The following is a 26765-nucleotide window of genomic DNA, read 5'->3' on the forward strand; positions in this document are numbered from 1 at the left end:
TACGACAGGCGGCCAGACGCCGGCCGTTGAGCGGCCCGGATCGGCAAAAGCGTTGTCACACGAACGCAGTGTTCCGTCCATCCAAACGCCCGTTGGGTTGGCGTTGGGGAAAAACAAACGGCCGCGCAGAGCGCGGCCGTCGGTTCGAAGCTGGATCGACAGATCAGCGCGCGTAGCGCTTCTGGAACTTGTCGATACGGCCCGAGGTGTCGATGACCTTGTGCTTGCCCGTGTAGAACGGGTGCGAAGCAGAGGAAATTTCAACCTTGACCAGCGGGTATTCGTTGCCGTCTTCCCACTGGATGGTTTCCTTCGTGCCCATGGTCGAGCGGGTCAGGAACTTGAAATCGGAGGTGACGTCATGGAAGACGACGTCGCGGTAGTTCGGATGGATATCGGCCTTCATGGGCTCACACCGTAAATGGGCTGGTGGTCAAGAGCGGCATTATAAGCACCGGTTGCCGCTCGGGGCAACCGGTGCGGGTCAATCGACTTCAGTTTGCGCCCAGGGCCTGGCGCACCAGGGCCTCGAAACGCTGCTGGTCGTAGGCCATCAGCAGATCGCAGTTGTCCGGCTGGCCGGTCTGGCGGTTCCAGTCGACGATGGTGGCGCCGCGGCTGAACGTACCGTTCAGCTCCACGTTCAGCGGCCGCGACTCGACCTGCAGCTGCCCTTCCGGGTTCAGCGCCCAGGCCATGGCCACCGCATCGGCGGTGTACCAGCGCCCGCCCTTGCTGTCTTCGGACAGGCCACGGGTCTTGCGCGAGATCAGCTCGTAGAAGCGGGCACGATCGGAATCGGCCTGCAGCCACTTCTCGGCGTCCTGCAGCGGCAGGCCATGGGCGACGGTGGCCTCCCAGTCCGACACCAGCAGGTGCTTGAACGAGGTGAACACCACGTGCGCCGCTTCCGGATCGAACGCAATGTTGAATTCGGCCGCCGGGGTGATGTTGCCGTGGCAGGTGACTGCGCCGCCCATCACCACGATGCGCTTGATGCGCTCGGGCAGTGTCGGGTCCAGCTTCAGCGCCAGGGCCAGGTTGGTCAGCGGGCCGAGCATCACCAGCATCAGTTCGCCGGCGTGCTCATGCGACAGGCGCAGGATGGCCAGTGCAGCGTGCTCGGCTTCAGCCTGACGGCTCGGCGGCGGCAGGTCCACGTCGCCGTAGCCATCACGGCCATGCACGTGGGCAGCGTCAACGGAGGGATGCAGCAGCGGATCCGGGCTGCCGGCAAACACCGGTACGTCGGCGCGGCCGACGATGTCGCAGAGCTTGAGCGCGTTGCGGACGGTGTACTGCAGGCCGACATTGCCGGCGGCGATGGTCAGGGCGACCACGTCATGCCGTTCATCGGCAAAGGCCATCAGCAGGGCCAGGGCGTCGTCCACACCGGGGTCGGTGTCGATCAACAGGGGGATCTTGTGGGTCATCGTTGCCGTCTTCAGATCGGCAACGAAGTGTGGACCGGGATGATGACCGTTGCAATACCGCACTCTCCCAACGGCAAAGATGTCGAGGAGCGGGCTAGATCCCTTGCCTCGCCTCTAACAGCCCCGCCCGACTCGCTCACGAACATGAACAGATTTTGATTGGGCACACTTGGAGCGCTCAACATCATTTGCTATAAAAAGTAATGCATATTTTATAGAAAACCACCATGAAGCTGCCCATGCCAGCTCCCGATCTGGCAACCCTCACCCGGAAGTACATCGAGACCCTCGGTATCATCCTGGATGCCCGGATTGGGCCCGAGGTGAACGGCGCCTATGAGCACTGGGACAAGGTGCGCCACAGAGCGCCACCAGCAGGCCTGAATGCGGAACAGTGGTGGCTGGGTATCACCTGGACGCGCGCAGCATTGCTGAAGCCGCTACCGCTGTTGCTGGACAAGACGCAGCAACCCTTCAAGCTCGCTCTTACCGATTCAATGCAGCGGCACCTGCATTACATCGACCGGGAGGCCGCAGGCTCGGTGAAGGGGGTGGATGCCGCCAGCGGGCAAGGGCGGTTCCTCATCCGCTCGCTGATTGAGGAAGCGATGACCTCATCGCAGTTGGAGGGCGCCTCGACCACGCGGGCCGTGGCGAAGGAAATGCTGAGCACGGGCCGCGCGCCGCGCGACCAGTCCGAGCGCATGATCTACAACAACTACGTAGCAATGAACGTGATCCGCGAGCGCGGCGTACGCCCGATCACTCCCGGCGAGATTCTGGAGCTGCACAGCATCCTCACCGACGGCACGCTGGAACTGCCAACCGACAGCGGGCGTTTCAGAACCGCCGAAGACAACGTTGCGATCTTCGACCGCGGCTCACCGCCTACGCTTCTGCACACCCCTCCTCCGGCCGAGGAAGTGCCTGCACGGATCGAGCGGCTGTGCACGTTCATCAATGAAGAAAGCACGCCGTTCGTGCATCCAGTCGCCAAAGCCATCGCACTACATTTCCAGATTGGCTACGACCATCCTTTCGTGGATGGAAATGGCCGTACGGCGCGCGCACTGTTCTACTGGGCAATGATGAATTCGGGGTACTGGATGACCGAATACTTCTCCATTTCCAGCGTGCTGAAGAAGTCCCCAGGCAAGTACATGCGGGCCTACCTGTACACCGAAAGTGACAACCGGGATCTTGGCTACTTCGTTGCGCAACAGCTGGAGGCCATTGAGCAATCGATCCAGGGACTGCATGCCTACATCGCCAGGAAGCAGGCAGAGGATCAAGCGGCGCGACGTATGCTGCGAACCGCCCGGCTTGGCGGCATGCAGCTCAATCACCGTCAGCGCGCGTTGCTGGCCAACGCGCTGAAAGATCCTGATCGGACCTACACCATCGCCAGCCACCAGGCGGCACACACCATTACCTATCCGACCGCGTTGAAGGATCTGAATGGATTGGTGGCGTCTGGGCTTGTCAGCAAAGAGCGCGTCGGGAAGGCCTCCGAGTATCTCGTGCTTCCCGGCCTGTCGGAACGCTTGGTGTTGTAGATCCACGCCATGCGTGGATGTGTGGACCAAGGTCCACTCCTACCAAGGTGACGTTACGCCGAGGCGTAACGCACGGCGGTGCCGATCCAGCGCTGCACCACACGATCGGCCAGCGCGGGTTGCTGGTCCAGCAGGCGCTCGGCCAGGTCGTGCACGCCGGGCAGCAGGCCGGCGTCGCGGGCCAGATCGGCGATGCGGAAACCGGCCAGGCCGGTCTGGCGGGTGCCGAGCAGTTCGCCGGGGCCGCGCAGCTCCAGATCCTTTTCGGCGATGACGAAACCATCGTTGGTTTCGCGCATGGTCTGCAGGCGCTCGCGTGCCATCTGCGAGAGCGGTGCCTGGTACAGCAGCACGCAGCGCGACACGGCAGAACCACGCCCCACGCGGCCGCGCAGCTGGTGCAGCTGGGCCAGACCCAGACGCTCGGCGTTCTCGATCACCATCAGCGAGGCGTTCGGCACATCCACGCCCACTTCAATCACCGTGGTCGCCACCAGCAGGTCGATGTCGCCGGCCTTGAACGCCACCATCGTCGCCAGCTTTTCGGCGGCTTTCAGGCGGCCATGCACCAGCCCCACGCGCACGCCCGGCAGCAGCGCCTGCAGCGATTCGTAAGTGGCCTGCGCGGGCGTTGCATCCAGCTCTTCGCTTTCCTCGATGAGCGTGCACACCCAGTACACCTGCCGCCCTTCCTGGCAGGCCAGTGCGATGCGCTCGATCAGCTCGGGACGGCGATCATTGTTGAGTGCCACGGTCTGCACCGGGGTGCGCCCCGGCGGCAGTTCGTCGATGGCCGACACATCCAGGTCCGCGTACTCAGACATCGCCAGCGTGCGCGGAATCGGCGTGGCGGTCATCACCAGCTGGTGCGGCACGCTGTGTGCGCCCGCGCCCTTGTCGCGCAGGGCCAAGCGCTGGTGCACGCCGAAGCGGTGCTGCTCATCGACGATGGCCAGGGCCAGGTCCTGGAACACCACCGCCTCCTGCATCAGCGCGTGGGTACCGACCACCACCTGCGCCTCGCCGTTGGCGACCTGCTCCATCACCTTGGCGCGCGCCTTGCCGGTGACCTTGCCGGCCAGCCAGGCGATGCGCACACCGAGCGGTTCCAGCCAGCCGCGCAGGTTGTTGAGATGCTGTTCGGCCAGCAGCTCGGTGGGGGCGGCCAACGCGACCTGCTTGCCCTGCTCCACCGCCAGCATGGCGGCCAGCGCGGCGACCACGGTCTTGCCGGAGCCGACGTCGCCCTGCACCAGCCGCAGCATCGGGCTGGGGCGCGCGAGGTCTTCGCGGATCTGCTTGAACACGCGCGCCTGTGCGCCGGTCAGCGCGAACGGCAGCTGCTTCAGCAGCGCCTTGGCCAGCTTGCCGGGACCGGCCAGCGGCGGCGCATGGTGCGCCTGCAAGGCAATGCGCTGCCGACGCAGGCTGAGGTGGTGCGCCAGCAGCTCTTCCATCGCCAGGCGGCGCTGCGCCGGGTGGGTACCGGCAGCCAGCGCGGCCAGATCGGCATCCGGCGGCGGCCGGTGCACGGTCAGCAGCGCGCTGCGCAGCGACGGCAGGCCCAGGCCATCCAGCCAGCCGCTGGGCAGCAGCTCCAGCGTGCTTTCCTCGGGCAGGCGGTCCAGGGCCTGGCCGATCAGCTTGCGCATGGTCATCGGACCGACGCCTTCGACGGTGGGATACACCGGGTCGAGGCGGTCGCCGAGTTCGGGATCGTCGTTGCGGCCCAGCACCTGGTAGCTGGGGTGGACGATTTCCAGGCCGAGGTGGCCCGGTTTGGGCGTGCCGAAGCAGCGCAGCCGGTTGCCGACCGCGAACTGGCCGACCTGCTGCTGGCGGAAGTGGAAGAAGCGCAGCACCAGGGTGCCCTGCCCTTCGTCTTCCACCGCCACTTTCAGCATCGGCCGGTAGCGCATGCCGCGCTCGACCGCGACCACCCGCCCTTCCACCTGCGCCGGTACACCATTGCGCAGGTCTTCGATGCGGGTCAGCCGGGTCCGGTCTTCGTAGCGCAGCGGCAGATGAAGCCAGAGATCCTGCAGGGTGGCCAGGCCACGCGCCTGCAGTTTGGCGGCCACGGCCGGACCCACGCCGGCAAGCATCGCCAGGGATGCTTCGCCGGACGGTGACAGGACCGGGGTGACCGCCGCCTTGCGTGCCACGTGGCGGTCAGTCGATGACCATCACCGCGTCGACCTCGAAGTTGGCGCCCTTCGGCAGACCGGAGACTTCGATGGTGGAACGGGCCGGGTACGGGGCCTGGAAGTAGTCCTGCATGACCGCGTTGACCTTGGCGAACTCGCCCAGATCGGTCAGGTACAGGCCCAGACGCACGACCTTGTCCAGCGAGCCGCCAGCGGCTTCGGCCACGGCCTTGAGGTTGTCGAAGGCACGGCGCGCCTGCGCTTCAACGTCGCCCGCGCCGACGATGTCGCCGGTGGCCGGGTCGAGCGGGATCTGGCCGGAGAAGTACACGGTGTTGCCGGCGCGCACGGCCTGCGAGTACGGGCCGATGGCGGCGGGAGCCTTTTCGGTGTTGATGATCTGGCGGGACATGGGTCGCTCCGGTGCTTGGGGGAAAACAGAGCGGTGATTGTACCGGGTGGGCGCGGCATCGGCTGGGGTCGGATCCGTTTCCCGGCGGGAAACGGATCCGACCCCGTGCGTCGTGGGCGCGGAACGTCATCCACGCATGGCGTGGCTCTACTGGCGGCGCACCGATTGCACGACCGACAGGCGGCGCAGGCGGCGCATCACTTCGGCCAGGTGGTTGCGGTCACGCACCTGGATGTTGAACGCCAGCACGGCGGCGTTGAAGTCGCGGTCCAGGTAGTCCACGCGCTCGATGTTGGAATGGCTCTGCGCGATGGCGGCGGCCAGCTGCGCCAGCACGCCGGTGCCGTTCTCCACTTCCACCACCAGCGAGGTGTCGTAGTCGCCGGAAACGGTGGTGTCCCAGCCGATCGGCACCCAGCGCTCGGGCGACTTGCGCAGTTCGGCCAGGTTCGGGCAGTCCATGCGGTGCACCACGATGCCCTTGCCGGCGGTGTGGTAGCCCATGATCTCGTCGCCGGGAATCGGCTGGCAGCAGCCGGCGAAGGTGACCACGCCGCGCTCGCTGCCGTTGATCAGGATCTTTTCCTGCGAGTGGTGGCGCGAATGCGGGCCGCCACGCAGTTCGGCGTAGGCCATCAGCGCCTGCGCGGCCTGGGTCGGCATCCAGTTGCCCAGTGCGACCTCGGCCAGCAGCGCCTCCAGGCGCGGGAAGCGGTGTTCGGCCAGGAACGCATCCAGGCGCCCCTTCGGCAGCCGCTCCAGCGACGAATCCATCGCTTCCAGCGCACGGTCGAGCATGCGGTGGCCCAGCTGCACGGCGTCTTCGTGCTCCAGCTGCTTGAGCTGGTGGCGGATGGCGGTGCGCGCCTTGCTGGTGACCACGAATTCCAGCCACTGCGGTTTCGGCGTGGCCGAGCGCGCGGTGATGATCTCCACCGACTGCCCGGACACCAGCTTGGTGCGCAGCGGCACCAGCTTCTTGTCGACGCGCGAGGCCACCGCCATGTTGCCGACGTCGGTATGCACGGCGTAGGCGAAATCGAGTGCGGTGGAGTTGCGCGGCAGGGCCAGGATCTTGCCCTTCGGGGTGAACAGGTAGACCTCGTCCGGGAACAGGTCGACCTTGACGTTGTCGAGGAACTCCAGCGAGGAACCGGCGGCACGCTGCGAGTCGATCAGTTCAACGATCCAGGCGTGTGCGCGGCTCTGCGCGCTGTTGGGCGAATCGCCACCGAACTTGTAGGTCCAGTGCGCGGCCACGCCGCGTTCGGCGATCAGGTCCATTTCCTCGGTACGAATCTGCACTTCGATCGGCGAACCGTAGGGCCCGAACAGCACGGTGTGCAGCGACTGGTAACCGTTGGCCTTGGGAATGGCGATGAAGTCGCGGAAACGGCCATCCAGCGGCTTGAAGGTGGCGTGCACCGAGCCCAGCGCGTGGTAGCAGCTGGGCACGCTGCGCACGACCAGGCGGAAGCCGAACACGTCCATTACCTGGTCGAAGGTTTTGTTCTCGTCGCGCATCTTGTTGTAGATGCTCCACGGGGTCTTGATGCGGCTGACCAGGCGGTGCTCGATGCCCTCCTTCGCCAGCCGCTGCGACAGCTGTACTTCCACCTGCGCCAGCGCTTCACGGCGTACCACCGGCTGGCTGCGGATGTGCTTTTCCAGGATCGCGTGGCGCCACGGATACAGCGCCTTGAAGCCGAGGTTCTGCAGCTCGCTCTTGACCAGGCTCATGCCCAGGCGCTGGGCGATGGGCGCGTAGATCTCCAGCGTCTCGCGGGCGATGCGGCCGCGCGCTTCGCGGCTCTGCGCGCCCAGCGTGCGCATGTTGTGCAGGCGATCGGCCAGCTTGATCATGATCACGCGCAGGTCGCGCGACATCGCCAGCAGCATCTTGCGGAAGCTCTCGGCGGCCGCTTCCTGGCGGTCGCGGAACTTCAGCTTGTCCAGCTTGGTGACGCCGTCAACCAGTTCGGCCACGGCTTCGCCGAACTCGGCGGCCAGCGCCTCACGGGTCAGCGGGGTGTCTTCGATGGTGTCGTGCAGGATCGCGGCGATCAGCGCTTCCACGTCCAGGCCGAGCTCGGCCAGCACCTGGGCCACGGCCACCGGGTGGGTGATATAGGGCTCGCCCGACTTGCGCGTCTGCCCAGCGTGCGCGGAAGCTCCGACTTCCCAGGCACGGCGCAACAGCGGCAGCTGTTCCGGCGGCAGGTAATGGGCGGCGCGTTCAAGCTGGAGGACGTAGTCGGGTACGGCGGCAGCGGGGGCTGCGGCGACCTTGGCAGTGGGGCCTGGGTTCATGCCCGAAGCCTATTCCAGCGCGACGTTTACGGCAAATCCTGAATGCGAAACAGCCCGCACGGGGCGGGCTGTTCGGCACATCCAACAATTACGTTGATCGATGCGATCAATCGTCGTTCTTGGACATGTCTTCGTCGGCGACCACTTCCGCGGCAGCCCACTCCAGCGCTTCGCGCTCGGCGCGCTCACGCTCGGCCTTCTCGACTTCGTCGATCAGCGCGTTGTCGATCTTGCGGGCGGCGATTTCGCGCAGCGCCAGCACGGTCGGCTTGTCCTCGGTCTCGCTGTTGTCCAGCGTGGCCTGCACGCCGTTGGCGAGCTGGCGGGCACGCTTGGAAGCCATCATGACCAGTTCGAAACGGTTGTTAACGACTTCCAGGCAATCTTCTACGGTGATGCGGGCCATACGGGCTCCCGGCGACCGGTCGGCCGCTCAGTCGAATGAGGGAAAGGGGACGGAGTGTACTGGCAGGGGCTGGACAAAATCAAGCCAACCCCTACCCGATTCTTTTGGAATCAGTCAGTTGCGCCCGGATCGGGGGTCAACAGGGCCTGGATCAGGCCGGCGTGGCGGACCTTCTGGGCCTCCCGGCGCAGGCGGCTGGCGGTGAAGATGGCGCACAGCTCGTCCACCGCGGTGTCGAACACCTCGTTGACGATGACGTAGTCGAACTCGTTGAAGTGCAGCATTTCATCGCGGGCCGCACCCAGGCGCTGGGCAATGACCGCCTCGCTGTCCTGGCCGCGCTTGCGCATGCGGTCCTGCAGGGCCTGCTTGGACGGCGGCAGGATGAACACGGTGACCGTACCCGGCACCAGCTGGCGCACCTGCTGCGCACCCTGCCAGTCGATCTCCAGCAGCACGTCCTGGCCGGCGGCCAGCTGCGGCTCCACCGACTGCCGCGCCGTGCCCTTCCAGTCGCCATGCACCCAGGCATGCTCGAAGAAGTCGCCGGCGGCGATCATTTCCTCGAACTTCTCCGCAGAGACGAAATGGTAGTGCTGGCCGTTCACTTCACCGGGGCGCATCGCGCGCGAGGTGAAGGAGATCGACAGGGCGATCTGCGGGTCACGCGCCAGAGTGGCATTGACGATGCTGCTCTTGCCAGCGCCGGACGGGGCGGCAACGATGTACAGCGTGCCGCGCGCAACGGCGTCCGACGGCTTCGACGGGGCGCTCATGCGGGGGATCCAACGGGTTGATTTCGCAAAATTTTTCCTCGGTGTTCCAGATCCGGCGCGGAGGATCGCGCCAGGACGGCGGGGGCTGCGCGGAACATCCTGGAACCAGGCCCGGCAGACGCTTCCCCGGGGTGCGGGCACGCAACTTTACCAGAGCGGCCCCGTTGCGCGCCCGCCCGGCAGGCGCCGGGCCTTGTGCCACATGGGCGTGCGGGGGCCTGTGCTATAACCGGGCCGTACCCAACGACAGCCCGGAGGCCTGCGCCTCCCCGCCATCCCAGGAGAACGGCATGCCATCGATGAGCCGCCGCCAGTTCCTGAAAGTGACCGGGACAACCCTGGTCGGCTCCAGTCTGGCATTGATGGGCTTCGCGCCCGGCATCGCGCTCGCGGAGGTCAGGCAGTACAAACTGACCCGCGCGACCGAGACCCGCAACACCTGTACCTACTGTTCGGTGGCCTGCGGCATCCTGATGTACAGCCTCGGCGATGGCGCCAAGAACGCCGAGCCGAGCATCTTCCATATCGAGGGCGACCCGGACCATCCGGTCAACCGCGGCACGCTGTGCCCGAAGGGTGCCGGCCTGGCCGACATCATCCACAGCAAGTCGCGCCTGCTCTACCCCGAGTACCGCGCGCCGGGCTCGAACGAGTGGAAGCGGCTGAGCTGGGACGATGCGCTGGATCGCATCGCGCGGCTGATGAAGGAAGACCGCGATGCCAACTTCGTGCAGAAGAACGAAGCCGGGCAGACGGTCAACCGCTGGCTGACCACCGGCATGCTGGCGGCCTCGGCCACCAGCAACGAAACCGCGGTGCTGACCCACAAGGTCGTCCGCTCCCTTGGCATGTTGGCATTCGACAACCAGGCACGTGTCTGACACGGCCCGACGGTGGCAGGTCTTGCCCCGACGCTAGGCCGTGGTGCGATGACGAATCACTGGGTCGACATCAAGAATGCCGACCTGATCCTGATCATGGGTGGCAATGCCGCAGAGGCGCATCCGTGCGGGTTCAAATGGGTGACCGAGGCCAAGGCACACAACAAGGCCCGGCTGATCGTGGTCGATCCGCGCTTCAACCGCTCGGCTGCGGTGGCCGACGTGTATGCGCCGATCCGCACCGGTACCGACATCGTGTTCCTGGGTGGCCTGATCAACTACCTGTTGACCGAGGACCGCATCCAGCACGAGTACGTGCTGAACTACACCGACATGTCGTTCCTGGTGAAGGACGAATTCGCCTTCAAGGACGGCCTGTATTCGGGCTACAACGAAGAGAAGCGCAGCTACGACCGCTCCAGCTGGGACTACGCCTACGGTGACGATGGCTTCGTGCGCAGCGACCCGACGCTGAAGGACCCGCGCTGCGTCTACAACCTGCTCAAGCAGCACTACGCGCGCTACACCGTGGAGATGGTCGAACGCATCTGCGGCACGCCGGCCGACAGCATCCGCCAGGTGTGGGAGATGATCGCGTCCACCGCCGGCAAGGACAAGGCGATGACCATCCTGTACGCGCTGGGCTGGACGCAGCACTCGATCGGTGCGCAGAACGTGCGTGCCGGCACCATGGTGCAGCTGCTGCTGGGCAACATCGGCGTGGCCGGTGGTGGCATGAACGCGCTGCGCGGGCATTCCAACATCCAGGGCCTGACCGACATCGGCCTGATGTCCGACCTGCTGCCCGGCTACCTGACGCTGCCGAAGCAGGACGAGCAGGACTACGACGCCTACATCGCCAAGCGCACGCAGAAGCCCCTGCGCGCCAACCAGATGTCGTTCTGGCAGAACTACCCGAAGTTCCACGTCAGCCTGATGAAGTCGTGGTGGGGCGATGCCGCCACCGCCGACAACAACTGGTGCTTCGACCACCTGCCCAAGCTCGACAAGCCGTACGACATGCTGCAGGCGTACGAGCTTATGAACGAGGGCAAGATCCACGGCTACATCTGCCAGGGCTTCAATCCGCTGGCCTCGGCGCCGAACAAGGGCAAGCTGATCAGTGCGTTCTCCAAGCTGAAGTTCATGGTCAGCATGGACCCGCTGGAAACCGAGACCATCGCCTTCTGGCAGAACCATGGTGCGTTGAACGACGTCGATCCGGGCACCATCCAGACCGAAGTATTCCGCCTGCCGACCACCTCCTTCGCCGAAGAGAACGGCGCGGTGGTGAATTCCTCGCGCTGGCTGCAGTGGCACTGGAAGGGCGCCAATCCGCCGGGCGAAGCGCGCAGCGACATCGAGATCATGTCCGAGCTGTTCCATCGCATCAAAGCGATGTACGAGAAGGACGGCGGTGCGTGGTGGGAGCCGGTGCGCGACCTGGCCTGGAAGTATTCCAACCCGGAACTGCCGACGCCGGAAGAACTGGCGATGGAATACAACGGCAAGGCACTGGCCGACGTGTTCGATCCGAAGGACCCGACCAAGCTGGTGCGCAAGGCCGGCGAGCAGCTGGCCGCATTCGGCGACCTTCGCGACGACGGCAGCACGTCATCCGGCTGCTGGATCTACATCGGCGCCTGGGGCCCGACCGGCAACATGATGGCGCGGCGTGACAACAGCGACCCCACCGGCATCGGCAATACGCTGGGCTGGGCCTGGGCGTGGCCGGCCAACCGCCGGGTGATGTACAACCGCGCCTCGTGCGACGTGGCCGGCAAGCCGTTTGATCCGCGGCGCACGCTGCTGGCCTGGAACGGCAAGAACTGGGGCAGCGTGGACGTGCCGGACTTCAAGGCCGACGAGGATCCGGCCGGCGGGATGGGCCCGTTCATCATGAACCCGGAAGGCATTGCGCGCTTCTTCGCCAAGGCCGGCATGGCCGAAGGACCGTTCCCGGAGCACTACGAGCCGTTTGACACGCCACTGCGCAGCAACCCGCTCAGCCCCGGCCAGGCACTGACGCTGAACAACCCGGCAGCACGCGTGTTCGCCAGCGACCGTGCCCAGATCGGTTCGCCGGACGAGTTCCCGCATGTGGCCACCACTTACCGCCTGACCGAGCATTTCCACTTCTGGACCAAGCACGGCAAGTTGAACGCCATCATCCAGCCCGAGCAGTTCGTCGAGATCGGCGCGGCGTTGGCCGATGAGCTGGGCATCAACAACGGCAGCCGCGTGCGGGTCAGTTCCAAGCGCGGCCACATCGAAGCGGTCGCCATGGTGACCAAGCGCATCAAGGCCCTGCAGATCGATGGCCGGACCGTGCACCAGGTGGGCGTGCCGATCCACTGGGGCTTCCTCGGTGCGGCCAAGCCCGGATACATCGCCAATACGCTGACCAACGCCATCGGTGACGGCAACTCACAGACGCCCGAATCGAAGTGCATCCTGGTCAAGGTCGAGAAGGTGTAGGAGACACGCCATGTCACTGCAATCCCTGGACATCATCCGCCGCTCGGCCACCACCACGCCCTCGCCGGAGGCGCGTGGCGCGCACACCGGCCAGGTCGCCAAGCTGATCGATGTAAGCAAGTGCATCGGCTGCAAGGCCTGCCAGGTCGCCTGCATGGAGTGGAACGACCTGCGCGACGAAGTCGGCAGCTGCGTCGGCAGCTATGACAACCCGCCCGACCTGAGCGAACAGTCGTGGACGGTGATGAAGTTCCGCGAGTACGAGGACGAGAAGGGCAAGCTGGAGTGGCTGATCCGCAAGGAAGGCTGCATGCACTGCAGCGACCCGGGATGCCTGAAGGCCTGCCCGTCGCCGGGCGCGATCATCCAGTACGCCAACGGCATCGTCGACTTCCAGGAAGAGAACTGCATCGGCTGCGGCTACTGCGTGACCGGTTGCCCCTTCGACGTGCCACGCATCTCCAAGAAGGACCACAAGGCCTACAAGTGCACACTGTGTTCGGACCGGGTGGCGGTGGGCCAGGAGCCGGCCTGCGTGAAGACCTGCCCGACCGGTGCGATCACCTTCGGCAGCAAGCAGGCGATGACCGAGCACGCGGCCGGACGCGTGGAAGACCTGAAATCGCGCGGCTACGAGAACGCCGGCCTGTACGACCCGCAGGGCGTGGGCGGCACCCACGTGATGTACGTGCTGCAGCACGTGGACAAGCCTGAGCTGTATGCCGACCTGCCCAAGGACCCGCGCATCAGCCCGATGGTGGAAGTCTGGAAGGGCGTGGCCAAGCCACTGGGCGTGCTGGCGATCGCCGCCACCGCCTTCGCCGGCTTCCTGCATTACATCGGCATCGGCCGTAATACGGTCAATGACGAGGAAGAAGAGGAAGCCGAACACGAGGCGAAAAAGATCGAAGAGGAGCAGCGGCCATGAAGTACGCCCCGCACCCGCGCCAGATCATCCGCTACCGCGCGCCGACCCGCATCAATCACTGGATCGTGGCGATCTGCTTCGTGCTGACGGCGCTGTCCGGGCTGGCGCTGTTCCACCCTGCCCTGTTCCCGTTGACGCAGCTGTTCGGCGGCGGCCCGTGGACGCGCATCCTGCATCCGTTCATCGGCCTGGCCATGGTGGTGGGCTTTGCGCTGCTGGCGTTCCGCATGTGGCGAGACAATCTGCCGACCGCCGACGATGGCAAGTGGATGCGCGGCATGCGCGATGTACTGCGCAACGAGGATGAGAAGCTGCCGCCGGTGGGTCGCTTCAATGCCGGCCAGAAACTGCTGTTCTGGGCCATTATCGGTTGCCTGTCGGCGCTGCTGCTGACCGGCTTCGTGATCTGGCGGCAGTACTTCAGCCACTTCTTCCCGATCGGGGTGATCCGCTTCTCGGTGCTTGCCCACGCGCTGTTCGGCTGTGTGCTGGTGTGCGCGATCGTGGTGCACATCTATGCAGCGATCTGGATCAAGGGCTCGGTGCGGGCGATGACCCAGGGCAAGGTGACCTACGGGTGGGCGTACAAGCATCACCGGCAGTGGTTCCGGGACATCCTGCGCGGACGTCGGGAAGAGGGGTAGCGGCAGGGCCTGCGGCCCTGCACCCGCAGAGGCAACGTCAACGTCAAAAGCTGGCTTCCTGAGGGGAGGCGGGGTGGGTCCGGTTGCGGGGGACGCTGCAAGTACGTCCGACAGTTTCCTGCGATCTGATGGTGGGTGCCGACCGTTGGTCGGCACTGATCGAATCCCGGCCAACGGTCGGGATCCACTTTCAACCAGCCGATGGGGTCAGATCCGTTTTCCTATGGAAAACGGATCTGACCCCAACCTTTCAAATGGCCGGCAACGCGCTGGACGCCAGCGCTGACAACGGCGAGGATGGAGGCTGGTTCTTCTGGCTGGCCCTGCATGGCGCAACGCATCCTTGAACCCGGTGAGATCGAGACGCTCGCCTCGCGCGATGTGCCGCGCATCATCCTGCCCGATGTCACATCACTGTTTGCTGAGCGCGCGGCGCGACTGCGCAGCCTGGCTGCGCACAGTGCCATCGGCGGCTACCTGCAGCTGCTCGCGGCATTGGCCGATGCACAGCAGGCGCTGCTGGACGAACTGACACCGCAGCAACGCGAGGCGCTGCAGTCGCAGGCACGTGCGCAGCAGTCCAGTGCGGCGGCCGGTGCCGGCATGCCGTTGCGGCCGGCCAACACACTTCAGCTGGATGGACGCTGGCGCGACTGGCTGCGCACGCTGTGCCAGCACTGTGCCGACGAAGCGGGGCTGCCGGTGGAAACCCGCCAGGAGCTGCAACGCGTCGCCGCGGCCGACGATGCCTGGCTGGATGCGCAGGCGCACGCCGTGCTGGAGCGCGATGATGCGCCATCGGTGGATGCGGTCGCTGCGCTGCTGGTGATGAACGCACTGCAAGTTTACTGGGCGGTGCTCGCAGCCAGCTTCCGCCCCACCGACCTGAAGCCGCTGGCCGATGCACCCGGCCTGTGCCCGTTGTGCGGCTCGCTACCGGTGGTCAGCGTGGTGCAGGCACGCCCGCCCTATGCGTCTTACCGTTACCTGTCGTGCTCGCTGTGCGCCTGCCAGTGGCACTACGTGCGCGTGCAGTGCAGCCAGTGTGGTACCGCCGGCAAGGACATCGCCTATCGCGCCCTGGCCGATGTGGACGGCGACAGCGGCGAGGCAGTGCGCGAGAGCGCGGTGCGCGCCGAGACCTGCGACCATTGCCACAGCTACCGCAAGATCCTGTATCTGGAGAAGGACCCGTCACTGGAGCCGGTCGCCGATGACCTCGGCACGCTGGCGCTGGATCTGCTGCTGGCCGAGGAAGGCTATGCGCGTGCCAGCCAGAATCCGCTGCTGTGGCAATCCGACGGCGACTGACCGATGCCAGCCATGCCCCCCGCCCCGGCATCGGCCGCCGCCCTGCCCTCGCTGGACCGGGTGCTGCGCCTGCCTGCACTGGCGGCGCTGATCGAAGGCCACGGCCGCAGCCGCATCACCCAGCTGCTGCGTTCGCACCTGCAGGTGCTGCGTGAGCGTGTCGGCGCCGGCCAGTTGTCGACCGCGCAGCTGCAGGAAGCGGTTGAAGGTCCGGCGCTGGTTGCGGCGGTCGAGGCCGCACTGGCGGCCGATGCACAGCTGGACCTGCAGCCGATGTTCAACCTGACCGGCACCGTACTGCACACCAATCTTGGCCGCGCATTGCTGCCCGAGGCCGCGGTGCAGGCCGTCACCCGCGCGATGACCGCGCCGGTGGATCTGGAGTTCGACGTCATCCGTGGCCGTCGCGGCGACCGCGATGCGCGGGTACAGGCACTGATCTGCGAGCTGACCGGTGCCGAAGCCGCCACCGTGGTCAACAACAATGCGGCAGCGGTCCTGCTGCTGCTCAACAGCCTGGCCAACCGCCGCGATGTGGTCGTCTCACGCGGCGAGCTGGTGGAGATCGGGGGCGCGTTCCGCATCCCGGATGTGATGCGCAGCGCGGGCGCGCGACTGCTGGAAGTGGGTACCACCAACCGCACCCACCCGGCCGACTTCACCAGCGCCATCGGCGCGCGCACAGCGCTGCTGATGGAGGTGCACGCCAGCAACTACGCGATCACCGGATTCACTGCCAAGGTCGACACGGTGGCGATGGCCACGATCGCGCACGAACATGGCCTGCCGCTGGTGGTGGATCTAGGCAGTGGCAGCCTGTGCGATCTGGCCACGTTCGGCCTGCCGCACGAGCCCACCGTGCAGGAAACATTGAAGGCCGGCGCCGATCTGGTTTCGTTCAGCGGCGACAAGCTGCTGGGTGGTCCCCAGGCCGGCATCATCGCCGGCCGCGCCGACCTGATCGCACGCATCAACCGCAACCCTCTCAAGCGCGCACTGCGCATGGACAAGATGGGACTGGCCGCACTGGAAGCGGTGCTGGCCCAGTACCGCGAACCGGAGCTGCTGGCACAGCGCCTACCCACCCTGCGCACGCTGTCGCGCACGCAGGATGACATCGATGCACAGGCCGAGCGCCTGCTGCAACCGATGCGTGCCTCGCTGGCGGCGGACTACACCCTCGAGCCTGCGTCGATGCACAGCCAGATCGGCAGCGGTGCGCAGCCACAGGCGCAGCTGGCCAGCGCCGGACTGCGCATTGCAAGCGCACGCCGTGGCGGACTGGATCGCCTGGCCAAGCGCCTGCGTCAGCTACCGCGCCCGGTGCTGGGCCGCATTGCCGATGACGCGTTGTGGCTGGACCTGCGCTGCCTGGAACCCGGGGACGAAGCGGCCTTCCTCGCCCAATGGAGCGCGCTGCAGGCATGATCGTCGGCACCGCCGGGCATATCGACCATGGCAAGACCAGCCTGGTGCGGGCACTGACCGGCATCGAAACCGATCGCCTGCAGGAAGAGCGTACGCGCGGCATATCGATCGAACTGGGCTACGCCTATGTCCCCGTGGAAAGCAGGGACATCGAAGGCCCGGCCGCGATGCTGGGTTTCGTCGACGTGCCCGGCCATGAGCGCTTCGTGCACACGATGGTGGCCGGCGCCACGGGTATCGATGTCGCCCTGCTGGTGATCGCCGCCGACGACGGCGTGATGCCACAGACCCGCGAGCATCTGGCCATCCTGCAGCTGCTGGGCGTGAACCGGGGTGCGGTGGCGCTGACCAAGATCGACCGTGTGGATGCGGCGCGCGTCGCCCGGGTCGAGATCGAGATCGCTGCGCTGCTGGCCGCCACACCGCTGCAGGATTCCCCTCTGTTCGCCTGCAACAGCACCGCACCCGACGATGCCGGCATCAGCGCACTGCGCACCCAGCTGCACGCGTGGGCGGCGGACGACGCCAGCACGCACCAGGCCGAACTGCGCAGCGAACTGTTCCGCATGCCGGTGGACCGCGTGTTCTCGCTGGCCGGCCACGGCACGCTGGTGACCGGCGCGGTGCATGGTGGCATCGCCGCGGTGGGTGAGCATCTGCAGCTGATGCCGGCCGCCACTGAAGTGCGCATACGCAGCATCCACGCGCAGAACCAGGCCAGCGACCACGCGATGGCCGGGCAGCGCTGCGCGCTGAACCTGGCGGCCATCGGCCGTGACGACATCCGCCGTGGTGACTGGATCGCCGACGCGCGTGCCCTGGTGGCGACCACCCGAGTCGATGTGCGCCTGCGGCTTTCCCCGTTGGCCGCACCGTTGCGCGACTGGGCGCCGCTGCACATCCACTGGGGCACGATGCACCGGCAGGCCCATGTGGTGCTGCTGGAGGACGACGATCACGGCAATGGGCAGTTGGTGCAACTGGTGTTCGATGCACCCGTCTGTGCGATGTGTGGCGATCGCTTCATCGCCCGCGATTCAGCGGCGACCCACACGCTGGGCGGTGGCATCGTGCTCGATCCGGACCCGCCACAGCGGCGCCGGCGCAGTCCTGCACGGCTCACGTGGCTGGGAGCACTGGAGCAACTGGCCGCGGGTGCGGGAATCGGCCCACTGTTGCAGCAGGCGCCCTTCGGCATTGCCATGGCCGCGCTGCAACGCTACTGCCGGCGCGCCGCCGACCAGATCAATCTGCCTGCAGGCGCACAGCGCATCGTCACCCGCGAAGACACGGTGGTCATCCTTGCCTCGCACTGGCAGGCGCTGCGCGAGCAGGTGATCACATCGCTGCGTAGCTGGCATGAGCGACGCCCGGACGAACCCGGTGTCGACAGCGGACGCCTGCAGCGCAGCACCCTGCCCTCACTTGCAGGCAGCCTCTGGAATGCTCTGCTGCAGGACCTGCTCGCCGACGGCAGCGTGCAACGCGTGGGCGCCTGGTGGCGCCTGCCCGGGCATGACCATGCGCCACCGGAACGCGAACGCCTGCTGCTGGAACGCGTGCTGCCGCAACTGCACGCCGGTGGCTTCGATCCGCCGTGGGTGCGCACCCTGGCCGCCGACTTCGGACTGGCCGAGGACGAGGTCCGCGCCGTCCTGCGTCGCGCCGCGGCACGCGGTGAACTGTTCCAGGTGGTACCGGACCTGTTCTATGCACCGGTCCGCATTGCCGAGCTGGCCGCGATCGTCGCGCAGCTGTCACAGGCCAGCGGCACGGTGGATGCGGCAGCCTTCCGCGATGCCATCGGCCTGGGCCGCAAACGCAGCATCCAGATCTTGGAGTTCTTCAATCGCGTTGGCTACACTCGACGCGTCGGTGACCAGCATCGGCCGCGCGGCGACCTGCAGTGGAACGCAGCCCGCGACTGAGCCCACCGGTACCGCGGTACTTTCGGAAGGCATGCGCATCCGGGCATGCGGCTGGGCTTCAAACCCAGTAGGGGGCGTCGATCGTTCCCTGGTAGGTTCGACTCCTGCTGCCTTCCGCCATTCGTGTTTCCGCAGGAGATGTCGGCATGGCCACGCACGCGCAGTCCCCCGCCCCTTCAACGGCCGATGCCCCGCAACGACTGACCTCGCTGGCACACGGTGGTGGCTGCGGCTGCAAGATCGCGCCGGGCGTGCTGAGCGAACTGCTGCGCGGCGTTCCGGCGCTTCCGGCGCCGGCTGAACTGCTGGTCGGCCGCGAGACCAGCGACGACGCGGCGGTGTACCGCCTCGATGATCGCCAGGCAATTGTCGCCACCACCGATTTCTTCATGCCGATCGTCGACGACCCGTTCGACTTCGGCCGCATCGCCGCTACCAACGCGTTGTCGGACCTGTACGCGATGGGCGCCCGGCCATTGTTCGCACTGGCCATCGTCGGCATGCCGATCAACACCCTGCCGCAGGACACGGTCCGCGGCATCCTGCAGGGTGGCGAACGCGCCTGTGCCGATGCCGGCATCGTGGTGGCTGGCGGCCACAGCATCGATTCGGTGGAACCCATTTACGGCCTGGCCGCGATCGGCGTGCTCGATCCGCAGCGGCTCAAGCGCAATGCCGATGCCCGCGCCGGCGATGTGCTGGTGCTGGGCAAGCCGTTGGGCGTGGGCGTGTACTCGTCAGCACTGAAAAAAGAAGTGCTGGATGCCGAGGGCTACCGGCAGATGATCGCGTCGACCACCCGCCTGAACACCGTGGGCGTGCCGCTGGCCGCGCTGGACGGTGTGCATGCCATGACCGACGTCACCGGCTTCGGCCTGCTCGGCCACCTGCTGGAAGTGTGCCGCGCCAGTGGCGTGGCTGCCGAGGTGGACAGTGCACAGGTGCCGCTGCTGCCGCAGGCGCTGGAGCTGCTGCAGCGTGGCTGCGTGACCGGCGCCTCCAACCGCAACTGGGCCTCCTATGGCACCGAGGTGCGCTTCGCCGAAGGCTTGGCCGCCCACTGGCAGCCGCTGCTGACCGACCCGCAGACCAGCGGCGGCCTGCTGGTGTCGTGCGCTCCGGAGGCGGTGGATGCAGTGCTGGCCTGCTTCCACGGCGCGGGGTTCGGCCAGGCAGCCGTGGTCGGGCGATTGGGCGAAGGCGCGCCGGGCGTCAGCGTGCGCTGATGCGCTGAAACGACAAGGGCGCCCGAAGGCGCCCCTGCTGCATCGCTGGATGCAGCATCACTCGATGTTCTGCACCTGTTCGCGGATCTGGTCGATCAGCACCTTCAGCTCCACCGCGGCATTGGACGTACGGCTGTCCACCGACTTCGAGCCCAGCGTGTTGGCTTCGCGGTTGAACTCCTGCAGCAGGAAGTCCAGGCGTCGACCGACCGGCTCGCGCTGCTTGAGCACGCGGCGGATCTCAACGATGTGGCTGCCGAGCCGGTCCAGCTCTTCATCCACGTCCAGCTTCTGCAGCCACAGGACCAGCTCCTGCTCGGCACGGCCGGGGTCGACCGGGTGCGGCAGGTCAGCCAGGCGTGCGGCCAGCTTGGCGCGCTGGCCGTCGCGAATGGCCGGAATCAGCGTGCGGACTTCAGTGGCGATGCGTTCGATGCCGTCCACGCGCTCGCTGATGGCCGCCGACAACTTGCCGCCTTCGCGCTCACGGGCCTCGACGAAGCCGTCCAGTACCTGGTCCAGCAGCGCCAACGCCTCGACCTGCAGGGCGGCGGCATCGGTGGCCTCGCCACGGGTCACGCCCGGCAGCTGCAGCAGGTCGGTGAAGCTGACCTGCAGGTTGGGGAAATCGGAGGTCAGGCGGTGCGCCAGGCGGCCCAGCTGGCCCAGCAGGGCCTCGTCCACCTGCAGGTTGGCCGCCGCTTCCGGCGCGCGCAGGCGCATCACCAGATCCAGCTTGCCACGGCTCAGGCGCGCGGCGATGCGCTCGCGCAGCTGCGGCTCGAGCGCCCGCAGTTCCTCGGGCAGGCGGGTGCCGACCTCCAGGAAGCGGTGGTTGACCGAGCGCAGCTCGCAGCCCAGCGTGCCCCACGGGGTGACCCGCTCGCCGCCGGCATAGGCGGTCATGCTTCGAATCATGGATTGTGTCCGGTGCGTGCAAAGGGGGAATGGTACCCTAGCGCCCTCACCAGAGCCCCCTTGCCCGCCCCGTGAAGGCTGCGGGCGTGGCGGCGTACTCCCTCGCCATTACGGAACCCGCACCATGTCCGATTCCCGCCCCAGCGGCCGCCAGCCCGACCAGCTCCGCCCGGTCGTCATCCAACGCGGCTTCACCCGCCACGCCGAAGGTTCGGTGCTGGTGTGCTTCGGTGAAACCCGTGTGCTGTGCACCGCCAGCGTCGAGAACCGCGTGCCGGGCTTCCTGCGCGGCAAGGGCGAAGGCTGGGTGACCGCCGAGTACGGCATGCTGCCGCGCGCCACCCACACCCGCAGCGACCGCGAAGCGGCCCGTGGCAAGCAGGGCGGCCGCACGCTGGAGATCCAGCGCCTGATCGGCCGCAGCCTGCGTGCCTGCGTGGACCGCAACGCGCTGGGCGAACGCACCATCACCCTCGACTGCGATGTGCTGCAGGCCGACGGTGGCACCCGCACCGCTGCCATCACCGGCGCCTACGTGGCCCTGGTCGATGCGGTGAACGTGCTGATGAAGCGCGGCGACATCAAGCGCAATCCGATCCTGGGCGCAGTGGCGGCGGTGTCGGTGGGCGTGTACCGCGGCACCCCGGTGCTGGACCTGGACTACGCCGAAGACAGCGACTGCGACACCGACATGAACGTGGTGATGAACGACGGCGGCGGCTTCATCGAGCTGCAGGGCACTGCCGAAGGGCACGCCTTCCGCCGCGATGAACTGGACGCGCTGCTGGGCCTGGCCGAAAAGGGCGTGGGCGAACTGCTGGCCGCACAGCAGGCGGCGCTGTCGGCATGAACCGGTGCATCGCCCTGACCACCCTGGTGGTGGCCGACTATGACGAAGCCATTGCCTGGTACACCGGCAAGCTCGGCTTCGCCCTGTTGGACGACATCGACCAGGGCAGCAAGCGCTGGGTGGTGGTCGGGCCGACCGACGGCAGCGCCGCCGCCCTGCTGCTGGCCCGCGCCAGCAACGAGGAACAGCGCAGTCGCATCGGCAACCAGACCGGTGGCCGGGTCGCCTTCTTCCTCAACACCGACGACTTCCACCGCGACCACGCGGCGATGCTGGCCGCCGGCGTCGAGTTCCTGGAAGCGCCGCGCGAAGAACCCTATGCAACGGTTGCGGTGTTCCGCGATCTGTATGGCAACACCTGGGACCTGCTGGAGCCCCGTCAATGAAGAAACTGGTACTGGCCAGCCACAACGCTGGCAAGCTGGTGGAGATGCAGGAGATCCTCGCCGACCTGCCGCTGCAGATCACCTCGGCCGCCGAGCTGGGCCTGGGCGATGTGGAAGAGACCGGCCTGACCTTCGTCGAGAACGCGCTGCTGAAGGCACGCGCAGCCTGCGAAGCGACCGGCCTGCCGGCGCTGGCCGATGATTCGGGCCTGATCGTCGATGCCCTCGGCGGCGCACCGGGCCTGTACAGCGCGCGCTATGCCGGCCACCCGACCAACGCCGCGGCCAACAACGCCAAACTGCTGGAGGCGATGGCCGACATTCCCGATGGCCAGCGCAGCGCCCGCTTCTATGCGGTGATCGTGCTGCTGCGCCACGCCACCGACCCGCAGCCGCTGATCTGCGAAGGCCGCTGGGAAGGCCAGATCATCCGCGAGCTGCGTGGCACCAATGGTTTCGGCTACAACCCGGTGTTTCTGGACACCGCCCACGGCCTGACCGCCGCGGAAATGGAGCCGGCGCTGAAGAACGCCATCAGCCACCGCGCCATTGCCCTGCAGCAGCTCAAGCAGCAGCTGGCGACGCTGTACTGACGCCACCCGATCGAACCAGGGAAGCCGGCCAGCGGCCGGCATTACCGAAGAAGCCCATGCCGCACGCCCACGACCACGACCACTGCAACCACCTGCCCGGCGAAGCCTGCTCCGCCGACCACGACAGCCCGCCGCGGCTGGTGCCGCCACCGCTGTCGTTGTACGTGCACCTGCCGTGGTGCGTGCGCAAGTGCCCGTACTGCGATTTCAATTCGCACCAGGCCAAGGGCGAGCTGCCGTTCGATGCCTACATCGATGCACTGCTGCGCGACCTGGACCAGGACCTGCCGCTGGTCTGGGGCCGGGTGGTGCACAGCGTGTTCTTCGGTGGCGGGACGCCCAGCCTGTTCCCGCCGGAGGCGATCGACCGCTTCCTGCAGCAGGCCAGCGCGCGCCTGCGCTTTGCCCCCAACGCCGAAATCACCCTGGAAACCAACCCGGGCACGGCCGAGCATGGCCGTTTCGACCGCTACCGCGTGGCCGGCGTCAACCGCCTCAGCTTCGGCATCCAGAGCTTCGACGATGCCATGCTCAAGCGCCTGGGCCGCATCCACGACAGTGGCGAAGCCGAGCGCGCGGTGAAGATGGCCCAGGACGCGGGCTACGACAACTTCAACATCGACCTGATGTACGCGCTGCCGGAACAGACCCTGGCCGGTGCCGAGACCGACCTGGAACGCGCGTTCGCGCTGCAGCCGGCGCACATCTCGCACTACCAGCTGACCCTGGAACCGAACACGGTGTTCTTCGCGCGGCCGCCGCAGGGCATTCCCGATGAAGACAACGCCTGGGACATGCAGGAACACTGCCAGGCCCTGCTGGCGCAGGCCGGCTTCGGCCAGTACGAGGTGAGCGCTTACGCGCGCCCCGGCCGGCAGAGCGCGCACAACCTGAACTACTGGCGTTTCGGCGATTACCTGGGCATCGGTGCCGGCGCGCACGGCAAGATCAGCTCGGGCGCCGAAGAGCACGTGCTGCGCCGCTGGAAGCTGAAGCATCCGCAGGCCTACCTGGACAGCGCCGGCACTCCGGCCTCGTTCGGTGGCGATGATGTGATCGCACCCGAGCGCCTGCCGTTCGAGTACATGCTCAACCTGCTGCGCCTGCACGAAGGTTTCGGCCTGCGCGATTTCGAGTCGCGCACGGGGCTGCCGCGCAGCGTGCTGGACGCTCCCCTGGCCGAGGCCGTCCAGCGCGGCTGGCTGGACGTGACGGATGGCCATGTGCAACCGACCGAGCTGGGCCGCCGCTTCACCAACGACGTGGTGAGCCTGTTCCTGGAAGATTGATCCTCGCCTGACAGAGCGTCGTGCCGGCCAGCGGCCGGCACGACCGTTCATCGGTCGGGCCATGCCCGGCGAACGGTATGCACATCCACCCTAAAGTAGCGCCGACAGCGGCCGACACGGTAGATTCACCAGATCGATCCGCGGGAATCCGGGTACCGCCTGCCGATGTCAGCTGTCTTTTCCATCACTCCTGCCGACAAGAACCGCCTGGCCGCCAGCGACCTGCCACCGCGGGTACGTGAGCTGCTGGGCGCGCTGATCGGCCTGTGCCGGCAGACGCTGGCCGCGCCCCTGATCCTGACCGTCGAGGCGCTGGAGCAGACCCTGCTGCACGACGCCGACCGCGCACGCAATCCGCAGCAGCAGGCCGAGCTGATGGCCCAGCGTGGACAGCTGCACGCCTTCGCCGGCCATTTTGCCGATCGCATGCTCGATGCCGTGGCCGACGCCCTCGCGCGGTTGCGCGAACCGGTCAGCGGTGTCAGCACCAGTGCTAGGCCGCCAGCGCTGCCGGGCATGCTCGGGCTGTCGCTGGTTGATGAGCACGAAGTGGATCGCGACCTGCTGCTGACCGAGATGGTGCGGCGCGAAACCCTGCGTTCAACCAACACACTGAACCTGCTGGGCCAACGCCTGGGCGTACTGGCGGCGGCGCCGGCCTTCGAGGCCGACACCCTGCCGCTGGCACCGCAGGCACTGTGCGCGATGGTGCGCCGGATTGCCGAACAGGACGCGCTGAGCGTCGAGGTACAGCTGGCGCTGTATCGCAGTTTCGAACGACAGGTGCTGGAACGGCTGGGCGATATCCTTGACCGTGCCAATGCCCTGCTGGCCCAGTCCGGCGTACTGCCGGGGCTGGTCTACACCCCCTACCTGGCACGCTCGTCGAGCACGCGGCGGATCATCACCCAGTCGGTGGGGGGTGGCCGCACCACGCAGCCGGCCAAGCGCACCGCAGCCCCCCTGACCGGATGGAACGGCTCGGCACCGGCCGGCTCCTGGTCCAGCCTGGTACAGGACGCCTTCCACGAGGGCGGCGCAGCCGGCCCCGCCACGCCGGGCGTGACCACATCCACCGGCAGTGCATTGCATGAACTGCTGCAGCAGGCGCGGCATGCCAGCCCTGCCCCGGCGGACAGCAGCGCGGTGCCCAGCGCGGCAGTCGACGCGGTACTCGCGCGCCTGCAGGCCCAGTCCAGTGCGGCAACCGGTGTGGCCGACCTGCAGGCTGCCGTGGTCGCACAGCTGCGCAGCGAGCATGGTGCGCAGGCCCAGCTGGGCAGTCACGACCGGGACAACCTCGACCTGCTGCGCATGCTGATGCAGCAGGTGCAACAGCAGCAGCGTCCCGATCCGGTGCCGGCCGCGCTGCTGGCCCGCCTGCAGGTACCCCTGGCACGCGCTGCCATGGCCGATCCGGGCTTCTTCGTGCGCGACGAACACCCCGCGCGTGAGCTGCTCAACCAGATCGCCGAAGTCGGCGCCAACTGGCTGGGCGATGAGGATGTCGACCCGCAGCTGCTGCAGCGCATGGCGCAGAGCGTGCAGGGCCTGCTGGGGCAGGATGCGCGTACGCCGGAAGCCTTTGCCGCCGCCAACGAAGACGTGCAGCAGCACCAGCGCGCGGCGGCCCATCGTGCCGAACTGGCCGAGCGCCGCCATGTGGAAGCCGCGCGCGGCAAGGAACGATTGGAACTGGCCCGTCGCCAGGCCACCGCACAGATCGACCAGTGCTGCGACACGCAGTCGCCACCGCGCTTCGTGCAGACCCTGCTGCGCCAGGCCTGGGCCGATGCACTGACCCTCACCCGCCTGCGCCATGGCGACGATTCGCCACAGTGGCAGGAACGCCTGCAACAGACCGAGCGCATCGCTGCCATCACCGCACAGGCCATCGACGCCCCCGGCGGCACCGATACCGCGTTGGCAGCGGACGTGGAGGCCGCATTGCTGCAGGTCGGCTACCACGCCGAGGAAGCCGCCGCCGTCGCGCGCAGGCTGGCCACGCCCGGCGGCGAGGATGAAAGCACCTCACGTACCGAGCTCAGCGCACGCCTGAAGGCACGTGCGCGCCTGGGCGAGCACGCCGGCACGAACAGTGGCGCCGCGCCTGCCACGCCGCGCAGCAGCGCCGAAGAAGCGGCCTACCAGCAGCTGTCCAGCCTGCCGTTCGGCAGTTGGTTCGACATCGACACGGGCGATGGCACGATGCGCCGCCAGCGCCTGTCCTGGTACAGCCTGCTGACCGGCCACGCCTTGTTCGTCAATGCGCGCGGGCAGAAGATCACCGATACCGACCTGGATGCGCTGGCACGGCAGATCAGTGCCGGGCGCGCGCAGCTGGTCACCGAAGACAAGGGCCGGCTGGTCGACCGTGCCTGGGAAGCCAGCCTCGGTGCGCTGCGCGCACTGGCCACGGCTCGCGCACAGGAGACCCCCGCATGAAAGCCGTACCGCCGCAGGACACCCGCCGCGCGCCGCGCCGCCAGGTCTCGGACCTGGTGCCGGTTACCGACCAGATGCGCGAGTGCGTGGTCGGGCGCCTCGGCAATGTCTCCGAAACCGGCATGCTGATGCTGGCCAGCGTGCCGCTGCGCGAGGATGCGCTGTACCAGCTGCGCTTCCCGCTGCCACTGGGTGACGGCCGCCAGCAGGCCATCGACGTGGGCGTGCACCTGCTGTGGAGCGAGCCCGCGCACGTTCCCGGGCAGAGCTGGACCGGCTTCCGCTTCCTGACCCTGTCACGCGAACATCGGCAGCTGCTGCGCCAGTGGGTGGGCGAGGACAGCGACGAGGGACCGGTTTCGACGGCCTGAGTGCCGGTTCCGGCACAGCGGTTTTTCGCGGTATGCGGCAGAATCTAGG

At 67.2% G+C, this 26765-nt stretch carries 22 protein-coding genes and 1 tRNA gene; 15 read left to right on the plus strand and 8 right to left on the minus strand.

Going from position 1 to position 26765, the window contains the following annotated elements:
- Positions 1-163: 163 nt before the first annotated feature.
- Together AC13GF_RS12990 and AC13GF_RS12995 are read right to left on the minus strand one after the other, a co-directional pair.
- A complete protein-coding gene (locus AC13GF_RS12990; protein ID WP_005418951.1) occupies positions 164-406 on the minus strand; it encodes a type B 50S ribosomal protein L31 in 243 nt (80 codons plus the stop codon).
- 88 nt (positions 407-494) lie between these two features.
- Positions 495-1433: a nucleoside hydrolase gene (locus AC13GF_RS12995; RefSeq protein ID WP_483004874.1), complete on the minus strand. Its 939-nt coding sequence runs from the start codon at positions 1431-1433 to the stop codon at positions 495-497.
- 227 nt (positions 1434-1660) lie between these two features.
- Here AC13GF_RS12995 and AC13GF_RS13000 point away from each other — a divergent pair, with 227 nt between their 5' ends.
- Positions 1661-2989, plus strand: a complete 1329-nt coding sequence (locus tag AC13GF_RS13000) for a Fic family protein (protein WP_483004875.1) — start codon at positions 1661-1663, stop codon at positions 2987-2989.
- Positions 2990-3042: 53 nt separating this feature from the next.
- Here the strand turns inward: AC13GF_RS13000 and recG are convergent, their stop codons facing one another.
- From recG to gmk, 5 genes are all read right to left on the minus strand, one after another.
- A complete protein-coding gene (recG, locus tag AC13GF_RS13005) occupies positions 3043-5154 on the minus strand; it encodes an ATP-dependent DNA helicase RecG (RefSeq protein WP_483004876.1) in 2112 nt (703 codons plus the stop codon).
- Positions 5155-5161: 7 nt separating this feature from the next.
- Positions 5162-5548, minus strand: coding sequence for a RidA family protein (locus tag AC13GF_RS13010; protein WP_005410875.1), 387 nt, complete (start codon positions 5546-5548; stop codon positions 5162-5164).
- Between the two features lie 147 nt (positions 5549-5695).
- Positions 5696-7858 carry a RelA/SpoT family protein gene (locus AC13GF_RS13015; protein ID WP_483004877.1) on the minus strand — a complete coding sequence of 721 codons (2163 nt, stop codon included), beginning with the start codon at positions 7856-7858 and terminating at the stop codon, positions 5696-5698.
- A 106-nt stretch (positions 7859-7964) separates the two neighbouring features.
- On the minus strand, positions 7965-8264 hold the full coding sequence (gene rpoZ / locus AC13GF_RS13020) for a DNA-directed RNA polymerase subunit omega (protein ID WP_005410877.1): 300 nt from the start codon (positions 8262-8264) through the stop codon (positions 7965-7967).
- A gap of 110 nt (positions 8265-8374) precedes the next feature.
- The gene (gene gmk / locus AC13GF_RS13025) at positions 8375-9040 is read right to left on the minus strand and encodes a guanylate kinase (RefSeq protein ID WP_014038334.1); all 666 of its coding nucleotides are present in this window, start codon (positions 9038-9040) and stop codon (positions 8375-8377) included.
- A gap of 290 nt (positions 9041-9330) precedes the next feature.
- Between gmk and fdnG the strand changes: the two genes are divergently transcribed.
- From fdnG to selD, 8 genes are all read left to right on the plus strand, one after another.
- On the plus strand, positions 9331-12399 hold the full coding sequence (fdnG, locus tag AC13GF_RS13030) for a formate dehydrogenase-N subunit alpha (protein ID WP_483004878.1): 3069 nt from the start codon (positions 9331-9333) through the stop codon (positions 12397-12399).
- A 10-nt stretch (positions 12400-12409) separates the two neighbouring features.
- Positions 12410-13327, plus strand: coding sequence for a formate dehydrogenase subunit beta (gene fdxH, locus AC13GF_RS13035; RefSeq protein ID WP_012481154.1), 918 nt, complete (start codon positions 12410-12412; stop codon positions 13325-13327).
- Positions 13324-13971 carry a formate dehydrogenase subunit gamma gene (locus AC13GF_RS13040; RefSeq protein WP_483004879.1) on the plus strand — a complete coding sequence of 216 codons (648 nt, stop codon included), beginning with the start codon at positions 13324-13326 and terminating at the stop codon, positions 13969-13971. Before fdxH ends, AC13GF_RS13040 begins: the two co-directional genes overlap by 4 nt.
- A 327-nt stretch (positions 13972-14298) precedes the next feature.
- Positions 14299-15282 (plus strand): formate dehydrogenase accessory protein FdhE, encoded by a 984-nt coding sequence (gene fdhE / locus AC13GF_RS13045; RefSeq protein ID WP_483004880.1) that lies wholly within the window; start codon positions 14299-14301, stop codon positions 15280-15282.
- Positions 15283-15285: 3 nt separating this feature from the next.
- Positions 15286-16710: an L-seryl-tRNA(Sec) selenium transferase gene (selA, locus tag AC13GF_RS13050; RefSeq protein ID WP_483004881.1), complete on the plus strand. Its 1425-nt coding sequence runs from the start codon at positions 15286-15288 to the stop codon at positions 16708-16710.
- Entirely contained in the window at positions 16707-18638 is a 1932-nt protein-coding gene (selB, locus tag AC13GF_RS13055; RefSeq protein WP_483004882.1) for a selenocysteine-specific translation elongation factor, read from the plus strand. The genes selA and selB overlap by 4 nt, the downstream gene beginning before the upstream one ends.
- A gap of 24 nt (positions 18639-18662) precedes the next feature.
- A tRNA-Sec gene (locus AC13GF_RS13060) sits at positions 18663-18758 on the plus strand.
- A 26-nt stretch (positions 18759-18784) separates the two neighbouring features.
- A complete protein-coding gene (gene selD, locus AC13GF_RS13065) occupies positions 18785-19864 on the plus strand; it encodes a selenide, water dikinase SelD (RefSeq protein ID WP_483004883.1) in 1080 nt (359 codons plus the stop codon).
- A gap of 57 nt (positions 19865-19921) precedes the next feature.
- Here selD and AC13GF_RS13070 read toward each other — a convergent pair whose 3' ends face one another.
- Positions 19922-20782: a YicC/YloC family endoribonuclease gene (locus AC13GF_RS13070; protein ID WP_019661992.1), complete on the minus strand. Its 861-nt coding sequence runs from the start codon at positions 20780-20782 to the stop codon at positions 19922-19924.
- A gap of 124 nt (positions 20783-20906) precedes the next feature.
- Here AC13GF_RS13070 and rph point away from each other — a divergent pair, with 124 nt between their 5' ends.
- From rph to AC13GF_RS13100, 6 genes are all read left to right on the plus strand, one after another.
- On the plus strand, positions 20907-21632 hold the full coding sequence (rph, locus tag AC13GF_RS13075; RefSeq protein ID WP_005410889.1) for a ribonuclease PH: 726 nt from the start codon (positions 20907-20909) through the stop codon (positions 21630-21632).
- Positions 21629-22018 carry a VOC family protein gene (locus AC13GF_RS13080; protein ID WP_483004884.1) on the plus strand — a complete coding sequence of 130 codons (390 nt, stop codon included), beginning with the start codon at positions 21629-21631 and terminating at the stop codon, positions 22016-22018. Before rph ends, AC13GF_RS13080 begins: the two co-directional genes overlap by 4 nt.
- The gene (gene rdgB / locus AC13GF_RS13085; RefSeq protein ID WP_483004885.1) at positions 22015-22611 is read left to right on the plus strand and encodes an RdgB/HAM1 family non-canonical purine NTP pyrophosphatase; all 597 of its coding nucleotides are present in this window, start codon (positions 22015-22017) and stop codon (positions 22609-22611) included. The genes AC13GF_RS13080 and rdgB overlap by 4 nt, the downstream gene beginning before the upstream one ends.
- A 56-nt stretch (positions 22612-22667) precedes the next feature.
- Complete coding sequence (gene hemW, locus AC13GF_RS13090; protein WP_483004886.1) at positions 22668-23900, plus strand: radical SAM family heme chaperone HemW; 1233 nt, start codon at positions 22668-22670, stop codon at positions 23898-23900.
- Between the two features lie 165 nt (positions 23901-24065).
- Positions 24066-26345 (plus strand): DUF1631 family protein, encoded by a 2280-nt coding sequence (locus AC13GF_RS13095; RefSeq protein ID WP_483004887.1) that lies wholly within the window; start codon positions 24066-24068, stop codon positions 26343-26345.
- On the plus strand, positions 26342-26716 hold the full coding sequence (locus AC13GF_RS13100) for a PilZ domain-containing protein (protein ID WP_010484030.1): 375 nt from the start codon (positions 26342-26344) through the stop codon (positions 26714-26716). The genes AC13GF_RS13095 and AC13GF_RS13100 overlap by 4 nt, the downstream gene beginning before the upstream one ends.
- The last annotated feature ends 49 nt before the right edge of the window (positions 26717-26765 follow it).

The organism is Stenotrophomonas sp. 22LJNL06-5-1, assembly GCF_056861455.1.